This is a genomic window from Croceicoccus esteveae (assembly GCF_031846435.1).
In the GTDB taxonomy this organism is placed as follows: domain Bacteria; phylum Pseudomonadota; class Alphaproteobacteria; order Sphingomonadales; family Sphingomonadaceae; genus Croceicoccus; species Croceicoccus esteveae.
On sequence record NZ_JAVRHS010000001.1, the window covers coordinates 15,745 to 35,641 of the forward strand.

16 protein-coding genes are annotated in these 19,897 nt (G+C 59.6%); 7 read left to right on the forward strand and 9 right to left on the reverse strand.

Annotated features, from left to right (window positions below; translation table 11 throughout):
* Positions 1-20: 20 nt before the first annotated feature.
* The 5 genes from RM533_RS00075 to RM533_RS00095 form a co-directional block, all read right to left on the reverse strand.
* Positions 21-1,334, reverse strand: coding sequence for an outer membrane beta-barrel protein (locus tag RM533_RS00075; RefSeq protein WP_311339158.1), 1,314 nt, complete (start codon positions 1,332-1,334; stop codon positions 21-23).
* A 34-nt stretch (positions 1,335-1,368) separates the two neighbouring features.
* A complete protein-coding gene (locus RM533_RS00080; protein WP_311339159.1) occupies positions 1,369-3,552 on the reverse strand; it encodes a GumC family protein in 2,184 nt (727 codons plus the stop codon).
* A gap of 310 nt (positions 3,553-3,862) precedes the next feature.
* Positions 3,863-4,621, reverse strand: coding sequence for an SDR family NAD(P)-dependent oxidoreductase (locus tag RM533_RS00085; protein WP_311339160.1), 759 nt, complete (start codon positions 4,619-4,621; stop codon positions 3,863-3,865).
* A gap of 282 nt (positions 4,622-4,903) precedes the next feature.
* Positions 4,904-6,037: a Rieske 2Fe-2S domain-containing protein gene (locus tag RM533_RS00090; RefSeq protein ID WP_311339161.1), complete on the reverse strand. Its 1,134-nt coding sequence runs from the start codon at positions 6,035-6,037 to the stop codon at positions 4,904-4,906.
* A 2-nt stretch (positions 6,038-6,039) separates the two neighbouring features.
* Positions 6,040-6,912, reverse strand: a complete 873-nt coding sequence (locus RM533_RS00095) for an amidohydrolase family protein (RefSeq protein ID WP_311339162.1) — start codon at positions 6,910-6,912, stop codon at positions 6,040-6,042.
* A gap of 266 nt (positions 6,913-7,178) precedes the next feature.
* On the opposite strand from RM533_RS00095, the gene RM533_RS00100 reads away from it, so the two are divergent.
* Positions 7,179-8,414, forward strand: a complete 1,236-nt coding sequence (locus tag RM533_RS00100) for an NADH:flavin oxidoreductase (RefSeq protein ID WP_311339163.1) — start codon at positions 7,179-7,181, stop codon at positions 8,412-8,414.
* On the forward strand, positions 8,411-9,184 hold the full coding sequence (locus RM533_RS00105; protein WP_311339164.1) for an SDR family NAD(P)-dependent oxidoreductase: 774 nt from the start codon (positions 8,411-8,413) through the stop codon (positions 9,182-9,184). The genes RM533_RS00100 and RM533_RS00105 overlap by 4 nt, the downstream gene beginning before the upstream one ends.
* 215 nt (positions 9,185-9,399) lie before the next feature.
* Here RM533_RS00105 and ctrA read toward each other — a convergent pair whose 3' ends face one another.
* The 3 genes from ctrA to lptB all read right to left on the reverse strand — a co-directional run bounded on the left by ctrA (position 9,400) and on the right by lptB (position 12,549).
* On the reverse strand, positions 9,400-10,095 hold the full coding sequence (gene ctrA / locus RM533_RS00110; protein ID WP_311339165.1) for a response regulator transcription factor CtrA: 696 nt from the start codon (positions 10,093-10,095) through the stop codon (positions 9,400-9,402).
* A 197-nt stretch (positions 10,096-10,292) separates the two neighbouring features.
* Positions 10,293-11,753: an RNA polymerase factor sigma-54 gene (gene rpoN, locus RM533_RS00115; RefSeq protein WP_311339166.1), complete on the reverse strand. Its 1,461-nt coding sequence runs from the start codon at positions 11,751-11,753 to the stop codon at positions 10,293-10,295.
* 52 nt (positions 11,754-11,805) lie between these two features.
* A complete protein-coding gene (lptB, locus tag RM533_RS00120; RefSeq protein ID WP_311339167.1) occupies positions 11,806-12,549 on the reverse strand; it encodes an LPS export ABC transporter ATP-binding protein in 744 nt (247 codons plus the stop codon).
* A 285-nt stretch (positions 12,550-12,834) separates the two neighbouring features.
* Here lptB and RM533_RS00125 point away from each other — a divergent pair, with 285 nt between their 5' ends.
* A complete protein-coding gene (locus RM533_RS00125; protein WP_311339168.1) occupies positions 12,835-14,175 on the forward strand; it encodes a TldD/PmbA family protein in 1,341 nt (446 codons plus the stop codon).
* Between the two features lie 2 nt (positions 14,176-14,177).
* Positions 14,178-15,662 carry a mechanosensitive ion channel domain-containing protein gene (locus RM533_RS00130; RefSeq protein WP_311339169.1) on the forward strand — a complete coding sequence of 495 codons (1,485 nt, stop codon included), beginning with the start codon at positions 14,178-14,180 and terminating at the stop codon, positions 15,660-15,662.
* A 139-nt stretch (positions 15,663-15,801) separates the two neighbouring features.
* On the opposite strand, the gene ppa is transcribed toward RM533_RS00130, so the two are convergent.
* A complete protein-coding gene (gene ppa, locus RM533_RS00135) occupies positions 15,802-16,341 on the reverse strand; it encodes an inorganic diphosphatase (protein WP_311339170.1) in 540 nt (179 codons plus the stop codon).
* A 184-nt stretch (positions 16,342-16,525) separates the two neighbouring features.
* On the opposite strand from ppa, the gene hisS reads away from it, so the two are divergent.
* The 3 genes from hisS to prmC are packed head-to-tail and all read left to right on the forward strand — an operon-like array spanning position 16,526 to position 19,804.
* Positions 16,526-17,773, forward strand: coding sequence for a histidine--tRNA ligase (gene hisS / locus RM533_RS00140; RefSeq protein ID WP_311339171.1), 1,248 nt, complete (start codon positions 16,526-16,528; stop codon positions 17,771-17,773).
* Positions 17,774-17,775: 2 nt separating this feature from the next.
* Entirely contained in the window at positions 17,776-18,846 is a 1,071-nt protein-coding gene (gene prfA / locus RM533_RS00145; protein ID WP_311339172.1) for a peptide chain release factor 1, read from the forward strand.
* Between the two features lie 52 nt (positions 18,847-18,898).
* Positions 18,899-19,804, forward strand: coding sequence for a peptide chain release factor N(5)-glutamine methyltransferase (prmC, locus tag RM533_RS00150; protein WP_311339173.1), 906 nt, complete (start codon positions 18,899-18,901; stop codon positions 19,802-19,804).
* The last annotated feature ends 93 nt before the right edge of the window (positions 19,805-19,897 follow it).

Here is a 19,897-nt window from a genome sequence, read left to right on the forward strand (position 1 = left end):
CGATGCGGAGGCGCATCGGATCAGAAATTGTAGCGAACGCTGGTCATTACCCGGTTTTGCGCAAAGGCAAATGCCTGATCTCGCTCGAAATGTTCACCGCGAAGCGCCAATGACCATTGCGGCGTCAGTCGGTAACGCGCCGTGCCTGCCACTTCCCATTCCGCCACGTCCTGATCCAGCGACTGCCGCGTAATGCGAGCATAACGGGCGCTTGCTGACAGGACGATGTCGCGGCGCAGTTCGTGCTGCAGCCTGGTGGAGAATTGCGTCCGCAAACGGCCGGTCAGCAACGGATTGGCCGACTGGTCGATCGCGCGCAGGGCAGAAAGTTCGATGCGGGTCAGCGGTGTCGGGTTGAGCTCTGCATTGCCTTCGAAAGACAGGCCGCTGATGCTGGAGAGCCGCGGATCTTCAAAGGATTGCTGCAGATAGCCAACCTTGGCAATCACGCTGACCAGCCTTGTGACTTCGCGCCGGAACCCAGCCTGTAGCCGCACGCCCGACGAGCTGCGATCAAGCCCAAGATTGGCAGGCAGGTCAAGCTCCGGCGCGGCGCCTTCAAAGTCAAACTTGTTGAATATGGCCTCGACGAAAATGCGCTGGTTCTGCGACCGTTGATAGGCGAGTTGCACCCGTCCGACATAGCGCACATTGTCGCGAAAGTTCATCTCCACTTCGTCACCACCGACAAGGATGGTGCCGCTGTAATCAGCAGACGAAAAGTCAGCTTCCACTGTCCCGATCAGCGGCCCGAAGATTTGCTCCAGGCCGCCATTTGCCCGCAGGGTTGTAACGGTGATCGGTTGCGCCAGATCGCGCAGATCATCATCCTCGGTGCGGCTCTGGGAGTTGTTTGCGCTGATCTCGAAGCTGCCGAACGGCTTGGTGAGCGAACCAAGCCCGCCGCGATATCGTCCTTTCAGTTCGCCGCGCAGCTGATCGTTGCGGGAGCCCTGAAGATAGGTGTCGAACCCCAATCGTCCGCTTAGAAAGATCTCACGATCGGCACGCCGGTCTTCTGCAAAAATAGCCGGCGTGATCGACACGATGAAATCGTCGACTGCAGCTATTTCCGAGCCGCGAATATTGTCATTGTATTCGATCTGGCCGTCAATCTGCGGAAACACCTGGAACTGGCCGACATAGAACGGCACCGGCTCGTAACCGGTCGGGCCACCGCTTGATCTGCCGGTGTTCTCGCCGATATCCTGCGCCTGAGCTACGTTCGGCAGGGCCGCACCCATGATCAGTGCCCCGGTAGCCATTGTGCGGATCACCAATGCGCCCGATGCCTGACAGGCGTGACGCAGCGGCCGCTTCGTTATTTTCTTCATGGCATGTTCCTGCTCGACATGGATAGCTGACGCGTCAGTTGGTGTAATATCCACGAAATTTGTTGGAATACGCATAAATGTCGCCATCCCCGGTGCTGGCGTATTTCTTAATATTTACCTGCGTCAGCGCAATGCCCGTCACCTTGGCGCCTGCATCGAGCAGCATGTCCACCACGGCTTCCACCGCGCGGATCGATGTGGTCTTCCACCGGGTAATCAACAGGACCCGGTCAGCTGCAGTCGCGAGGATCCGAGCTTCGGCGACACCCAGTACCGGAGCCGTATCGACGATGATCACATCGTACAGCTCACGCATCTGCGCGAACATCGCTCGCACGCGCGCCTCGGTCAACGGGTTGCGCGCATCCGGTGGTGCGGCATTGCTGCCCAGGACGTGGAGCCCCGTGCGCGGATCTTCATGGATGCAGTCAGCCAATGGGCTGGTGCCCGCGAGATAATCGTAGATGTCGTGTTCGTTTTCATACCCCAGCACCTCGCTTGCACCGCGTCGCCGCAGGTCGGCATCGATGAGGATAACGCGCGTTCCTTCGGCCGCAGTTGTCTGTGCAAGGCAGACAGAGGTGGTGGTCTTGCCCTCGCGCGGCAATGCCGATGCAATGGCGATTGCCCGCGGTTTCGCGCCTGGCGACAGCGTCAGGAACGTACGGATCGACCGGAATGATTCCGCAAACAGCGAGTGCGGGTGGTTCAGCACGTATTCCTGCGGCGGTTCCATAGCGTTGCGGTGGTTAAGCGTCGATTTGAGCGACGGAATGGCCCCGGCGTAGCGCAGGCTGAGCCGCCGCTCCACGTCGCGCTTGGTCTGCACACCGCGCCGCAGATACTCGGCCAGCAGCATGGCTGTAAAACCGGCGGCAAATGCGAGGATCGTGCCAAAGATGATGGTCAGCGGGTAATTAGGACTGACAGGCGTTGTCGGCACTGTGGCGCGCGATGCGATCGCGGCATCGGGCATTGCGCTGTCCCGCAGCGCACCTGTCTCCTGCGACCGCTTGAGGAAGGACTGATAGATTGATTGTGCGGCGAGTGCCTTTTGCTCAAGCTCGCTCATCCCAGCCTGCGCTCTTCCGCTTTGCGCCAGCGAGCCGATCGCGGAACCGCGGCTTGCTTCCAGAGATGCCACGCGCGAGCGGGCAGTCTGGACATCGGCCTGAAGATTGGAAAGAACCCGGTTGATCTCTTCCTGGATGCGGCTGCGTATATCGGCAAGCTCCCGCTCCGTCTGGCGACGTTCAGGGTAGAGCGGGCCATAGCGCTCGGTAAGCACTGCCAATTCGGCGCTGGCGCGCGCTTCCTGCTGCCGCAGGCTGCTGATCGTGCCCGAACCCAATGCGGCGCCTACGTCGGCACCGCCGCTCCCGCGCGACAATTGTGATCGTGCAGCATTATAACGACCGACTTTTTCGGCAAGTTCCGCCCTCGAAGACGCCAGTTGCTGGTTGAGGTTGGACACCTCCTGACCTGCATTGGTCGAGCCGCCGGCAGTGACAAGGCCCCTGTCTGCGCGATAATTGTCGAGCGCGCTCTGCGTGCGCAGCGCGTTGCTTTCAAGTTCGGACAGGCGTTCATTGATGAACTCGCTGGCGCTAGCGCTCTCATTGGTTTTCGCATCAACCTGCGACTGCTGATAAGCCTCGGCCAGAAGGTTTGCTGCCGCCGCCGCAAAAGCCGGATCGGCAGCGGTAACGGTGATGTCTACGACGCTGGTCTGACCGGAGCGTGAAATCTGCGACGTGCCACGAATGTTGGATGCCAGCGCGGCAAGCTCAACCTCTGTGAACGGATCGCCGTCGGGGGAGGCGAAACGCTCTGCGTAAAGCGCGGCGGCACGCTCTGCCACCAGTGGAGAGGCAATCAGCCGGATTTCGGTATCGACTTCATCTGCATTGATAATTGGCGACTGGCCGGGTTCTGACGTCTGAACCGGGCCGCTGGTGGGCTTGATCAGCAGACTGGATTGCGCACGATACTGCGGCTCCACCACAACAAGATACAGCGCCGTCAGGGCAAGCGTGGCCGCCACCACGATCAGGAACAGCAGGAGATTGCGACGGAACACCTGCCACAGAAATGCCGGGTCCGGCAGCAGCGAGCGCTCCTTCATGCCCGGCGCAAACCCTTCGCCCCCGCCATCGGCAGGGTCCACCGGGTGCACCGCTTCATCCACAGCTTGTCCCACTGATCGCGTATCGTTCATCATCATTCCCTGTCAGGCATAGCGCATACAGCCGCTTGTCACGGTTCTTGCACGTTGGCAGCGCAGTGCTTTTACAGGAACGCGCCTTGCCAAAGCATTACACAAGCATTGCCATAATTCACTGACGGGTGCCTGTATTCGGCAGAAACGTCAACCATCACGCCGAGCGTGACCGTGCGCGATACAAATTGTTCATTTTTGGATCAGGGGTCGATGTGAACCAGGATCCAGTACGGCGTGATCGGCAAAGAGGGGCAGGAGCAGCGAAACCGGGCTTGTAAACGATCGGTGCGGCTCAACGCCAGACCGCTCAGCCGCGCATCTGGCCGCCGCCGTTGACGTGATAAACCTGCCCGTTGATCCATTCGCCATCATCAGATGCCAGCAAGGCAACCATTGCGGCAATGTCATCTGGCTTGCCCAACCGGGGGCTGGGGACCACCCGCTTGCCCATGCTCACCTGCTCTTCTGTCATGTGCTGCTGCACCGCCTCGGTAAGAACAAGACCGGGGCAGATGACATTGGCGCGAATGCCGTTCTTGCCCCATTTTGTCGCGACATGCCGGGCCAGCGCATGGATCGCGTTTTTCGCCATGGGGTAAGCCACCTGCCACGGAGAGCCACCCGTGGCCGCGCCTGAACTGGTGTAGATCATCGCTCCGCCGCCGCGCTCCAGCAGAACCGGCAACGCGGCCTGTGTGGCGATGAGATGGCTTTTGGTGTTGATTTCAATCGATTTGTCAAAAACGTCCAGCGGACAGTCAAGGGCATTCACATCCCCTTCTGTTCCGCCCGCCAGGTTTGAATGAAAGAAATCCAGCCCGCCAAACGCCTCGACCGCACGTCGCACAATCTCCTGCTGTGACTGCGGCGAGGTGCCATCAAGCCGCATTCCGATTGCAGTGCCGCCCTTGCTGACAATGTCGTCGGCGGTTTGCTGCGCCCATTCCTCGACGATATCGCCGATGATCACCAGCGCACCCTCTTCGGCAAGACGGCGAGCAGTGGCCGCACCAATCCCGCGCCCGCCTCCTGCAATGATTCCGGACTTTCCAGCAAGGCCACGCATCTTTTCTTCCTTTATTCGTCAATTTCCGCACCGGCGACTACCACATGTTGCAGTCAGGCGAAGGCATCAGATTGCATCTGTCGTGTCAGCATTCCACCAAGGCAATCGGTAACGCCAAACCGTGATTGCCAGATGGACCATGAGAGCGCGACCTGATCCACAAGGGGTGTTGCCGCCGTAATGGAGGCTTTGTGTCGCGGCCGGCCAGGCGGTCACCCGATCGATCCGCAGCGCACATTGACTGTCGCTGCGGATTGATCAACTTCCCGATCGGTGGACCGATCAGGCGTCGGCCAGTTCAGGTTTCCGTTCCGCCTTTGACGCACGCGTCGGGTAGAAGCGTTCGTAATACTGCCTGAACTTCGGAATCGGGCCGTCGCCTTCGCAGATGATCGGGTTGGCTTCGTAACGCATCCGGTCCCAGACTACCTTGTCCTGATCCAACTGCTTGTTGACATCGGCGATGATCGCCCTTGCCAGACCTGCGGTGGGACCATCCTTCTGCGTCCTGGGCTGGGTGTAGAAGTAGCGGACATGCAGTTCATCGTATTCGACAGGCGTGATGCACGCGATGAGCAATGTTTCGCAAATCCCTTCGAACCGGACCCAGTTCTGGCCCGGACCGTTTGACGTTGCGGTGATCTTGCCGTCGACCTCGCCGCGGGGCGTGCCAAGCTTTGCCCGCACGATACCGCGGCGGTTCCAGTCGCCCCATTCCAGCTCTGCTGTCGGCATTGTCGCTGTGCCGTGAATATATTTGAAATGCGCGAAGTCGACGCCGTTTTCTGCCATGTTCTGGATGCTGCCGTAGATGGTCCAGCGACATTCGTCGAATTCAGTCCACTCAGGATCGGACGCTTCTGGAAGGTGGACGATATCAAACAGCGGGTCTTCGTCTTGCGGATGATACCAGGCCCAGATGACCTGGTTCGCTTCGCGCATGTGCCAGGTTCGCGTGCATTTGCGCTTTACCTGTGGCGGAATGGTGCGGGAGTAGGGGATTTCCTTTACTACGCCTTCTTCGCCATCATAACGCCACGCATGGAACGGGCATTCCAGCAGGTTGCCATGAACCTTGCCGCCGTGGCCCATGTGCGCACCGAGGTGACGGCAATAAGCGTCCACCATGCGCACATCGCCGTCCTCTCCGCGCCAGATGGCAAGATCGTTAGCGAAGTAACGCAGCGGCTTAACTTCGCCAATTTCAAGCTCGTTGCTCAGCATCATGGGATACCAGCCAAGCGGAAAGCCGTAATCCAGATTACGCTCTTGTGCGGAAACGGCGTTTTTGAGCGGAGCGACACGCCACTCCTCACGCTCGGCCTTGCTCATCTTCTCAAGCACTTGCCAAACGGCGACCGGTGGTGTGCGGGCATCTTCCACAGCGACTTCGCCGTGTGTTGCGCTTGCAGTCATGATCAGTCTCCCAGTTTGAAAAGGTTGGTCGCGTTTTCACGCAGGAACTTGGGCCATACATGGTCCTTGAAGGGCACATTTTCCATATCGGAAAAGATGCGATCCAGGCTCAGCCCCATCGGGAAATAGCCCGCATAGATGATCTTGTCCGCGCCGCGCGTGTTGGCATAGTCGATGATCGCCTTGGGGTAATGTTTGGGCGCAAAGGCGCTGGTCGAATAATAGAGATTCGGCCATTTAAGCATCAGCTTGACCGCCAAGTCCTGCCACGGTTCAGCGCCGTGGCGCATGACGATCTTGAGATCGGGAAAGAACCAGCAGATTTCGTCAAGATGCTCCACCTTCTGCGTTTCCATGGGCACGCGCGGCCCCGGTATTCCGACATTGAGCAGGATCGGCAAATCCAGCTCCACTGCACAGACGTAAAGCGGGAACATGTGCTTGTGATTTATCGGCACCTGCGGATTGGTGCCGGCGGGGAACACGCTGATCGCGCTCAACCCGACTTCGGCATGGATCCGTTTGATCCGCCGTACTTCTTCCATGCCATTGTTCGGATTGCAGGGCAGGTCGAAGAAGAACCGGTCGCCGTATTTTTCCTTTGCGCGCCGCGAAGTGTCGTTTTCATTCCAGCCGATCAATGCCTTCTGAATGTTGAACCTGTCCATCTGATCCACGGTCCAGGCAACGAAATCATCGGTCTTGCCCGTATCGGGAATGTCCTTGAACATGTACTGCGCAGGCATCTTGAAAGCCTCGCGGCTTTGCTCATCCTTGAGCAGCGGCTTAAAGGTATCGTACCAGTCGGACCGGCTTTCACCCTCAGGAACGCCCAGCATGCAATCTACAATCCCGATATCCTTAGGGTAGCTCATCAACATTATCCTCGTAACAGGGCCGTCTTCATGTCTTTTTAATCGTCAGAATGCGCAGGCGATATCAGGGCCCGCCAAGCTGCCATTTGTGCTATGCCGAACGCTCTGCTCCTGCCAGCAAATGCACACATCGGATCAACGCAGCAGTGGGCGAAATGTTGCCCATCATCTAATTACGTAGAAACAATGCTTTTATCCTACGCATCCGATTGACACAACTCAACGCTTATTGTCAAATGCGTTCCGGTAATGGAAGAGGATAGATTATGGCCATAGGGCACGTGCCTTTCGAAGCCCTGACGATCGGGCCGCTGACGCTGCGCAACCGGTTCATCAAGGCCGCCACCAACGAAGGCATGGCCAAGGGCGGGATTGTCAGCCGGGGCCTGTCGCTGTTTCATGAGCGGATGGCAAAGGGCGGCGTCGGCATGACGACCGTTGCCTATTGTGCAGTCAGTCGAGACGGACGAACATTCATCGATCAGGTGGTGCTTGATCGCAATTCGCTTGATGACCTCAAAGCCATGACAACCGCTATCCACCGCGAGGGCGGAGCGATCTGCGCTCAATTGACTCATGCGGGTTCATTCACTTTCCTGCCGAAGTCGGAACTTGCTACGGACAAGCCGCTGACATCCAGCGGAGGGTTCAACAAGGTGGGCATGCTGTCCAAGCGCTGGTTCAAGCAAGCGATGAACCGGCAGCAGATGGACGACATCGCAGACGAATTCGTCATCGCGGCCAGACTGGCGCGTGAGGCCGGTTTCGACGCGGTCGAATTGCATATGGGGCACGGTTATCTGCTCAGCCAATTTGTTTCGCCCGTCTATAACAAGCGCCGCGATGCTTATGGCGGCACGATCGAAAAGCGCATGACCTATCCGGTCGAAGTGTTGACCAAAGTGCTTGATGCTGTCGGCAAGGAACTTGCAGTGCTGGTCAAGTTCAGCATGACGGACGGAGTCAGCCACGGCAATCAGATCGGTGACGGCATCGCGATCGCACGTTCAGTTGCCCAAGCCGGTGCGCACATGGCAGTCTTGTCGAACGGACTGAATGTAGAGTCCGTCACTGCCACGTTCGGCTCCCCGTTGCCGGCGACATCGACGAAGGCGGCAAATCCCATCGTGGGCCTGGGTATGAAGGTGCAGCGGATGACCGCGCCCAAAAACGTAGTTTTTCATGAAAATTATCTTCAGGAAAAAGCCCGTCGGATCAGGGCGGCAACGGACATGCCGCTTGCGTATCTTGGCGGCATTCAGTCATTCGACGGAGTCGAGCAGGCGATGACGGATGGTTTCGATGCCATTGCAATGGGCCGAATACTCATCCACGATCCGCAGATCATCGACAGATGGAAGAACGGATCGCACGAGACATCAGGTTGCACCACCTGCAACCAGTGCGTCACGATGATGTACATGCCGAGCGGAACGCACTGCATTCTGACCGGCGCACAGGATCCGAAACTCAATTTGATGCACGCAGGAGCAGCCGCATGAGCCAACCATTCAAGGACAAGGTCGCAATCGTTACCGGAGGGAGCGACGGGATTGGGCGAGCCACCGCCCGATTGCTTGCTCAACGTGGCGCGCACGTTATCATCTGCGCACGCCGCAAGGAGAAGCTGAGCGAGGCAAAAGCCGAAATCGAAGCCGCAGGCGGCAGTGTTGAGACCGTATCGCTTGACGTGACCAACAGCGAGGATTTTGCCAATCTTGTTGCAGAAGTGGCTGAACGGCATGGCCGTTTGGACATGATGGTCAACAACGCGATGTCGGTGCATTATGCGCCAATTGCAAATCTTACGCTGGAGCACTGGCGCAAGGATTTCGCCGTCAATGCCGATGCCGTTTTCGTGGGCACCAAGGCCGCCTTGAAAGTGATGATGGCTGCCGGCAGCGGGTCGATCGTCAATATTTCGTCGTCCTGCGGGATCAGGGCTGCGCCCTACATGTCGAGCTACTCGGCTTCGAAGGCTGCATTGATCCAGTTCACGGCGGTAGCGGCAATGGAAGCGGCGCGTTCCAACGTTCGCGTGAATGCGATCGTGCCGGGGCAGGTGCAGACGGCGAGCACCGAGGATTTCGCCAGCAAGGCTCCCGAGGTCGCGGCCAAGACTGCCGATGCGATCCCCATGGGCCGGGGCGGTACGCCGGATGAGCTTGCCGAAGCCATCATATTCATGCTTTCCGACGCCGCAGCCTACGTTACCGGCGTTGCCCTGCCTGTGGATGGCGGCAAGGCTGCGCAATTGTATCTGCCTTCCTGACGGCAGATTGGCGCGGCATTCGACATTATCGCCGGTGTCCGCATAAGGCACCGGTGATAGCGGGACCGGACACAAAGCTCAGCTCTTCATGTTGATACCCACGAGATGCGCTTACTGTCCGATCTGCCTGTCTGCTACAAAGTTATAGGCGCCAGTGCGGCAGAAGTCTGATGAGCCGGCGAGCCGCTGCCCGCGTCTCGCCGGCAGCGGCTCGCTCAGGCCGCCTCGGCTTCTTCCTGCGGGTCTCTGAGAACATAGCCCCGACCCCAGACGGTCTCGATGTAATTGTCCCCTCCGCATGCCAGCGCAAGCTTCTTGCGCAGCTTGCAAATGAATACATCAATGATTTTCAATTCGGGTTCGTCCATGCCGTTATACAGCTGATTAAGGAACATTTCCTTCGTCAGTGTCGTGCCTTTGCGGCGGGACAGAAGATCAAGAATGGCATATTCCTTGCCAGTCAAATGAACGCGCGCGCCGCTTACCTCAACAGTCTTGGTATCCAGATTCACGGCGAGTCGTCCCGTCGTAATAATCGATTGCGAATGGCCTTGCGAACGGCGCACAACCGCCCTGATCCGCGCGATCAGCTCATCCTTGTGGAATGGCTTGGTTACATAATCATCGGCGCCAAAGCCAAAGCTGCGCACCTTGGACTCCATCTCTGCAATTCCGGAGAGGATGAGCACCGGCGTTTCCACCTTGGCGACACGCAGTTTCTTCAATACGTCGTAGCCGTGCATGTCGGGCAGGTTAAGGTCGAGCAGAATGATATCGTAATCATAATGACGCCCAAGATCGACGGCTTCTTCGCCAAGATTGGTCTGGTAGACATTGAATGTTTCTGCCGCCAGCATCAGTTCTATGGACCGTGCAGTCGTCGGATCGTCCTCGATCAGAAGAATACGCATGATAATCCGTTTCCTTGCATTTCGGACATGAACGTTCGCTTCTCGAAAGGTTCGCCCGAATTGATTAACTCAACGAAAAGTGTCGGAAACAGGTTAATAACGGGTGAATTGCTGACGAGGCAAAGCGAGAAAGCGCCGTTCCGACATGCAAATGCCATGAACGACCCTGCGCAACACGCGCAGTAACGTTTCGAACTTCAGCGTTCTCCGGCGATCCGCTTCTGACGACGCCGTTGCACAGAAGATCCAATACCGATCGATTCGCGATATTTGGCGACTGTTCTGCGGGCCAGCGAAAAACCCTGCTGCTCAAGCATGGTAACAAGCGCATCATCCGAGAGGATGTCGCTTGCCTGTTCAGCCTGAACGATCTGGCGGATCAGCGTCCTGACCGCCTCTGCTGAAGCAGCGCCCTCGTCGTTCGTTGCCGTGACGCCCGAGGAGAAGAAATATTTCAATTCAAAAGTGCCGCGCCCACAATTGAGATATTTGTTGGCAGTCACACGACTGACGGTTGATTCGTGCAGTTCGACGGCATCGGCCACTTCGCGTAACGTGAGCGGGATCAGCGCTGCAGGCCCTTCGGCGAAAAAACGCTCCTGCCGGCGGACAATCTCAGTCGCCACCTTCAGGATGGTTTTCTGCCGCTGATCGAGTGCCTTTGCCAGCCAGTCCGCATCCGCAAGCCTGGTGTTGAGCCAGCTTGCCGAGGCCTTGTCAGTGCACCCTGTCTTAAGCTGCGTATAATATTCCCGATCGACAACCAGCCGTGACAGCGTGCGCAGATTGATGGCAAGATCCCACCCGGTAGCGGTTCGCCGGACCAGCACCTCGGGGGTGACCGGTTGCAGAACCGGCTCGCCAAACCGGCTGCCGGGCTTTGGATCATAGGCGCGCAATTCACTGATCATTTGCGCCAGCTCGTCACGATCTACCCCGCAGCAGCGGCACAATTGCGCCATTGCCCCCTGCGCAAGGAGGTCCAGCTTGCCAAGCAGCGCCTGCATGCATGGATCGTAACGATCCGCCTCAATGGCCTGCAGCGTCAGGCATTCGGCAAGGTCGCGCGCACCAACCCCTGTCGGATCGAGCGATTGGACCAGCCGTAGCGCTTGCTCCACATCATCCAGCCTGACCCCAAGCATGGTCGCGATTTCCTGCAGCGGCAGCCGCAGATAGCCAGCATCATCGAGCTGGTCGATGAGATTGCGGGCAATGAACTGGTGCACCGGCTGACCGCCTGCCATGCCGATCTGGGCATGCAGGTGGCCGGCCAGCGTTGTCTCTCGCTCGGCAACACTGTCGTTATCTGCCCAATCGGCGCTGGCTGAGCCGCCCGGCGGGCCAAACCCGGCTTCGCCAGTCTGGACCTCGCTGTCGATGCTGTCGGGCGCGATGTCCAGGGCAGCTTCGCCATTGCTTGACATGGCATCGGCAGGCGGCGCTTCTGTCATGCCGGCGGTATCCTGCGGCACCGGATCTTGTGCCGCTTGCGCTTCATTATCTACATCGACCAGCGGATTATCGGCCATCAGCTCGGCAATGTGGCTTTGCAGTTCCATTCCCGACAGTGTCAAAAGCTTGATCGCCTGCTGCAATTGCGGCGTCATGACCAGCGTCTGTGACTGCTTCAGATCTAGGCGAGGGGTAAGAACCATGGTTTAGATGTCGCGAAACGACGCCATCATCATTGTCGCGGCCCTGTGGTTGTCATAGCGTAAACCCCTCGCCAAGGTATAGTCTGCGCACGGTTTCATCGGCCACCAGCGCTTCGGGGCTGCCCGCAAAAAGAACCTGCCCGCCGTAGATGATGCATGCTCGGTCAACGATTTCCAAGGTCTCGCGCACATTGTGGTCAGTGATGAGCACACCGATACCGCGCCGCTTCAGATCTCGAACGAGGTCGCGAATGTCGCGGATCGACAGCGGGTCAATGCCGGCAAACGGTTCATCCAGAAGCATGATCGATGGTTTTGCTGCCAATGCGCGCGCAATTTCGCACCGACGCCGCTCGCCGCCCGAAAGTGCCATGGCCGGACTGGTGCGCAGTCGGATCAGTCCGAACTCATCCAGCAATCGCTCCAGCTCGGTCGTCCGCATCTCCTTGTCGGGCTCGACCAGCTCGAGGACGCAAGCGATATTCTGCTCCACGGTCATGCCGCGAAAAATGCTGGTTTCCTGCGGAAGATAGCCAAGGCCGAGCACCGCGCGACGATACATCGGCAGCCGGGTAATATCCGCCCCGTCCAGCAATACGCGCCCCGAATCAGGCCGCACCAGGCCCATTATGGAGTAGAAGCACGTCGTCTTGCCCGCGCCGTTGGGGCCCAGCAGGCCAAGCACCTCGCCTTTTGCCACTGACAGGGAGATATCGGTCAGCACCGCCCTCTTGTCATAGCTCTTGGCGATGGAAAGCACTTCCAGCCCGCCTTGCAGGGTAGGCGGCGCGGCCATCTTGTCTGGATCAACAGACGGATCGAGCGATGCTTGCGTCTCTATGTTGAAGGCTCCGCAGGTTCGGGTTGAAGGGTATGGCTGACAGACAGATTGCGTCTGTTGCCTTTATCACGGCAGACGCGGCGTGGAAGCCCTGTGTGTTGCGCGCGGGAAGATATGATGGTGCGCATGGGGCGGGCCATGCTGCAGTCGCAGGAACAGCGCATGCTTGCCCGCAATCACGGCGCGGCTTAATACCGCTCTCCCGCAGTGAGGAGAAACAGGTTTGCCCCAAGTGCTGTCATGCTGAACGAGGGAGCGTCGCTCGACCGTTGCCTCGATCTTGTCACGCGGGCGCGCACCCTTGGCGCCGATGCGGCCGATGCCGTATATGTCGGGCAGGCTTCGCACGGCGTTCACATTCGTCAAGGTCAGATCGAGACGGTGGACCGCTCCGAAAGCGAGCACTTTGCCTTGCGCGTCTTTGCAGGTCAGCGCAGCGCCACGATTGGTTCGGCCACCGCCGATGACGCATCGCTGGGCGAACTGGCACAACGGGCAATGGCCATGGCCCACGCTGCGCCTGAAGATCCTTGGGCAGGTCTGGCACCGCACGACATGCTGATGAACGGGCCATTGCCGCTGCTCGACCTCATATCGCCCGATCCCGGAGCGCAGGTGTTGCAGGATGCGGCCCGACAGGTTGAGGATGCCGGCCGCAGCATGGCTGGCATCACGAACTCTGAAGGGGCTGCGGCACATTACGGGCGGGATCGTTTTGCGCTGGTAACCAGCCATGGGTTTGCCGGCAGTTTCGAACAGGCGCGGCACAGCCGCTCGGCCGCGTTCGTAGCGGGAACAGGCGCCGCCATGCAACGCGGCTGGATGATGCGCAGCGCCCATCATGCGGATGACTTGCTGCACGACGCACAGCTTGGTCAGGAAGCCGCCAAGCGCGCACTTGAACGCTTGAACCCTGCAGCAATGACGGGCGGCAAGCTGCCGGTGGTGTTCGACCGCGAAGTCGCGGCATCGCTGATCGGCCATCTGGCCGCGGCGATGTCGGGAGAGGCGATTGCACGCGGTGCAAGTTTTCTGCTCGGTCGCGAAGGAGCCTGTATCTTTGCCAGGGGGGTCACCATTACCGACGATCCCTTGCGGCCGCGCGGGCTTGGCTCCCGGCCTTTCGATGGCGAGGGGCTGCCTGCCAAAACGCGCGATCTGGTGCAGGATGGCCAGCTTGGCGAATGGCTGCTGGACAGTGCGGCTGCCAGAAAGCTTGGCCGGCGGCCCACCGGGAACGCCTCCCGCGGCGGCGGCTCGACAGGTGTCACGCTGTCAAATGCGACGCTGGCGCAAGGCAGCAACACTGTTGCTGAGCTGATCGGTGACATTGCGGATGGCGTGCTTGTGACCGAGCTGATCGGGCAGGGAGTAAACCCAGTCACCGGCGATTACAGCCGCGGAGCATCCGGGAGGCGCATCCGCAATGGCATTATTGCAGAACCGGTTGCCGGGCTGACGATTGCCGGCAATCTGATTGCCATGTTCGGGCAATTGACTCCCGCCAATGATCTGGAACGGCACCGCGCGGTCAACGCGCCTACGCTGCGCATTGACGGCATGACCGTGGCAGGCGGCTGATCGTGCAGGTGCGGCCAGAGGCGCGCGGCGTGGCGCGGCGTGGCGCGGTTCTGCTGGTGGTCTGCGCTGGCCTGCTGGCGATGCCGGCAGGCGCTGCCCTGCCGGCGATTCCCGATCTGGCGGGCGCCGGGGCAGCCCCCCCCGATGCCGGGGCGGCTGCCCCGCGCATCGAAGCCAAACAGGACAAGAGCGACGACATCGAGATCGCCCGCCGGATCCGCAACATCTTTTCCGCGATCGGAAGCCTGTCGCAAGTGCAGGTGAAAGTGGAGGAAGGGGTCGTCACTCTGACCGGGAGCGTCAGTCAGGCGGACGACCGCAAGGAGGCAGAGGCAATTGCCACCCGCGTGAACGGCGTCGTGACTGTCGCCAACCAGATCGAGCGCGACCTTGATGTAGGCAGCAACCTTGCCCCCACCATCGGCAACATGGTCGATCAAACGCGCAATGTGGTGCGCAGCCTGCCGCTCATAGGAGCAGCGCTGCTGGTCGCGATCATCGTTGCGCTGCTGTTTGCGGGCGTTGCGCGCATGCATGGCCTGTTATCGCGCGTGACGCCGAACGCCTTTGTCACAGAACTTCTGTCCAGCGCCATTCGTTTTGTCGGTGTTCTGTTCGGCGCTTATCTTGCGTTGAAGATCCTTGGTGCGACAGCCTTGCTGGGTGCGCTGCTGGGAATTGGCGGGGTGGTAGGCATCGCGATCGGTTTTGCTGTACGCGACACCATCGACAATTACATCTCCAGTGTCATGCTGTCGCTGCGCCAGCCGTTCCGTGCCAACGATCATGTCGTGATCGAAGGCAGCGAAGGTCGCGTCGTGCGCCTGACCAGCCGGGCCACCCTGCTGATGACTCTGGACGGAAACCATTTGCGCATCCCCAATTCGACCGTTTTCAAGGCAGTGATCCTCAATTACACACGCAATCCGCAGCGGCGCTTCACCTTTGAACTGGGAGTGGATGCCGATGATGATCCGGTGGATGGCATGGCAACCGGGATGGAGGCGCTCAGTGCACTTGGTTATGTCCTCGATGATCCGGAACCCGGTGCCGTCATCCAGCAGGTGGGCGATTCCAACATCGTCATCGAGTTCATGGGCTGGGTCGACCAGACCCATACCGATTTCCTGAAAGGCCGCTCCATCGCCATCAAGGCGGTCAAGCAGGCGCTGGAAGAAGCAGGATTTGCCTTGCCCGAGCCAATCTACCGGCTGCGCTTCGATGCAGGCAATGCTCTCTTGAATGCAAACAAGGCGCAGATCATGGCAGCCGATGGGCAAGCAGGCCCGCAGCAAAGGTCGGACGATCGGCAACGTGAACGGTCGTCCTCCGATCAGCAGAGACCCCGACCCCGCCGGGCCAATTCGGGCAGTCAGGCGCAGGCGCAAAGCACCAGGCCTGAAAATCACGTCGCCGAACTGGTTCAGCAGGAGCGTTCAGGAGCCGCGGAGAAAGACCTGCTCGATGCAAACCGCCCTATCGAATAGCGCGCGTTGCCAGTGAGTGCCTGGAGGCGCGGGTGGTCATGCGCAGGTGCACGGGGATGTTACCGCTGCGTGCGTTGCCAAATTCAGGTGACAGGCTGGACCCGTGATGCGTCCTTGCCTGTCACCTGATCTGCTTGCTTCAGCCCTGCTTGCTCTGCTTTTCCCGCTCGATCGCTTCCAGGACGATCCGTTTGGCTTCATCCGCACCGCCCCAGGTTCCGACCCGGACCCATTTTTCGGATTCCAGATCCTTGTAATGGGTGAAGAAGTGCTCGATCTGCTCAAAGACGATCGGTGGCAGATCGCTTTTTTCCTCGACCTTGGTGTAATAGGGAAAGGTCGAGTCAAGCGGCACGCAGACCAGCTTTTCATCACCGCCATGTTCGTCTTCGAGGTTGAGCACGGCGATCGGGCGCGCCCGCACCACGCAGCCGGGTACGAACGGGCTGCGCGCCACGACCAGAGCGTCGAGCGGGTCGCCGTCGGGCGACAAGGTATGAGGCACAAAACCGTAGTTGGCGGGATAGCGCATCGGCGTGTGCAGAATGCGGTCGACAAACAGCGCGCCCGACTGCTTGTCGAACTCGTATTTTACAGGTTCACCGCCTGTAGGCACCTCGATGATGACGTTGAGGCTTTCGGGTGGATTGTCGCCGATGGGGAGCAAGTCGATGCGCATGTCTGTTCCTGTTTTTGCTTTGCTGTGCAGCATTTAAGTGCCCGCGCGTTACCCTGCGCCATACTCGTCGCCAAGGGGCTTTGCCGAACCGCCGCGAATTGAAACAGGCAGGTTCTTGACGCAATGGCAGATGCGGCGCAGCGGCTGCTTTTCACGACCGGCGTTTGTGGGTAGAGCCGCTGGCATGGAACGACAGGCAATACCGCAGGCCATTCGCGGCACCCAGGATATCTTTGCCGCAGATGCGGACGGCTTTGTGCAGGTTGTCGCCGTATTCGAGAGAGTGCGGCAATTATATTGCTTTACCCGAGTGGAAATGCCGGTTTTCGAAAAAACGGCGGTCTTTGCTCGTTCTTTGGGCGAAACAACCGATGTGGTCGCGAAGGAAATGTACAGCTTCGAGGATCGAGGCGGAGAATCGCTGACTCTGCGGCCGGAATTTACCGCAGGGCTCGCGCGCGCCTTTCTGACCAACGGCTGGCAGCAGCACCTGCCCTTGAAACTTGCGACACATGGCCCGCTGTTCCGATATGAAAGGCCGCAAAAAGGACGTTATCGCCAGTTCCACCAGGTCGACGCAGAGCTGATCGGCATCGCCGAGCCTGCGGCCGATATCGAACTGCTGATAATGGCCGACCAGTTCCTGAGCGACCTCGGGGTTGCAGGGGACGTCACCTTGCAGCTCAATACGCTTGGCGATCAGGAAAGTCGGGAAGCTTGGCGCGATGCGCTGATCACCTATTTCCGTGATCATCGTGCGGATCTTTCGGATGATTCGCAAGACCGGCTGGAGCGCAATCCGCTGCGCATCCTCGACTCCAAGGATCGCCGGGATCAGGCACTTGTCGCTGTTGCTCCTGTGATCGACGATTTTCTTTCGGGAGAGGCGCAGGAGTTTTTCGGCAAGGTGACGCAGGGACTGGATGAAGCGGGTGTTGCGTGGACGCGATCGCCTACCCTTGTGCGCGGGTTGGATTATTACCGGCACACCGCCTTCGAGTTTGTTACCGACCGGTTGGGCGCGCAAGGAACGGTGCTGGGCGGCGGGCGCTATGATGGCCTGATCGAGACACTGGGCGGTCCGGCGACACCGGCAGTAGGCTGGGCTGCCGGTATCGAGCGCTTGGCGATGCTGATGGGCAGCCAGGCAGAACCTTCGGTAGTGGCAGTGATCATCCCCATAGGTGACCGGGCGCAGTTGGCGGCGATCGGCATGGCTGCGACACTGCGGCGCACAGGGGTGAAAACCGACCTTGTCTCAAAGGGCTCCATGAAAAAGCGCATGAGCCGCGCCAATGAAGCGGGTGCACGTTGCGTCATCATCATCGGCGATGACGAACTTGATGCAGGCGAGGCAACGATCAAGATGCTGTCGAGCGGGGACCAGCGGCGAATGGCGCTGGACCAGCTGGCAGCTTTCCTGGCGACCTGATCATGCAATTGTCCGATGAACGCCTTGCCCAGATTGTGCAGCGCCTTGCCGAGGTGGAGGCAAGACTGGCCAGTGGCACATTGGAAGGGGAGGCGTTCGTCGCCGCCAGCCGCAATTATGCAGAGCTGGAGCCAGTCGCGCAGCAGGCCGCGCAAATCGTCGCGATGCGTGACGAACTGGCCGATCTGCGGGCCATGGACGACCCTGACCCTGCCATGCTTGCCATGGCGACAGAGGAGATCGCTCGGCTGGCGAATGCGCTTGAGGCCAGGGAGCAGGAGCTTGCAATCGGCTTGTTGCCGCGCGACAGTGCTGATGCAAGGCCGGCCATGCTGGAGATCCGGGCAGGAACTGGCGGAGACGAAGCTGCTTTGTTCGCAGGCGATCTTTACCGGATGTACGAACGGTTTGCAGCGGAACATGGCTGGAAGATGCAGCTCATCAGCGCGAGCAGTTCCGATGTCGGCGGCTTCAAGGAGGCGATTGCGCATGTGTCAGGCACCGGCGTGTTCGCGCGATTGAAGTATGAAAGCGGCGCACATCGGGTGCAACGTGTCCCGGCGACCGAAAGCGGCGGCCGTATTCACACCAGCGCGGCGACTGTCGCTGTCTTGCCCGAGCCGGATGAAATTGACGTGCAGATCGACGAAAGCGACCTCAAGATCGATATCTACCGCGCCTCCGGTGCCGGCGGGCAGCATGTGAACACGACCGATTCTGCCGTGCGGATCACCCACCTGCCGACAGGAATCGTGGTGACCCAGCAGGACGAGCGCAGCCAGCACAAGAACCGCGCGCGCGCAATGCAGGTGCTGCGCGCGCGCGTCTACGAGCAGGAACGCGCCCGGGCTCAGGGCGCCGAGGCCGAGGCGCGCCGGGCGATGGTGGGAACAGGCGATCGTTCGGAACGCATCCGCACGTATAATTTTCCGCAAGGCCGCGTTACCGATCACCGCATCGGGCTAACCCTGCACAAGCTGCCTGAGGTTCTGGAAGGTTCGGGACTCGACGAACTGATCGATGCACTGACCGCGCAGGACCAGGCAGCGCGGCTTGCGGCAAACAACAAGTGATTCCGGCCATGCAACGCACCCATGTACACCGACCACGGTCGGGAGTGCGTTGATGGAAGGGGATCTGCGCATTGCCGCAGCCTTGCGCGATGCCGCAGGCAAGCTGGCGGCAATCGCGCAAAATCCGCGGCTGGATGCTGAGTGGATCATGGCGCAGGCGCTGGGCGTGACGCGATCGGCCTTGTTGCTCGACCATCTGGACGGTCCGGCGCCGCAGCGGTTTGGCGATCTTGTTGCCCGACGGCTGGCAGGTGAACCGCTTGCCTATATCCTGGGTCGCCAGTCCTTCTGGGGGCTGGAATTTGCAGTTACACGCCATGTGCTGGTGCCCCGCAGCGATAGCGAAGTGCTGCTGGAGGTGGCGCGGCAGGTATTGGCAGACCGGCCACCGCAACGCATTCTGGATCTGGGGATCGGGTCGGGCGCGCTGCTTCTGGCGGCGCTCCACATCTGGCCACAAGCGCAGGGTATTGGCATCGACAAGTCAGGTGCGGCGCTGGCAATAGCGCAGCACAATGCAGAACAGCTCGGTCTTGCCGCGCGGGCTACATTGCGCCTTGCAGACTGGAATGAGCTTGGCTGGCAGCAGAAGATCCCGGCTGCTTACGATCTTGTTCTGGCAAACCCGCCCTATGTTGCCGATGACGATCCCGATCTTGCTGACGATGTTCGCCGTTACGAGCCTGAAGGCGCGCTGTTTGCAGGATCAGACGGCCTTGATGCCTATCGCATGCTCATCCCTCAATTACCCGACCTGCTTGTGCCTGGTGGGATTGCCATGATCGAGATCGGCTCGCGGCAGGCGGCGGCAACGCAGGAAATAGCGGCGCAATCGCAAATGCAAAGCCGGCTGCATCACGACCTGTCCGGCCATGCACGTGCCCTGGAATTGTGGACAGAAAAATCGGATATGGAGGAAAAGGGGTTGGCAGTGCGTGAAATTGCCGATAATCGCTAAAGCCGACAGGCAATCGAACGCCGACACGTTCCCGATTTCCTGCCGCATCTGATCATCGCTGCTTGTGCTATGGCCAAATGGGTCGGGCATGTT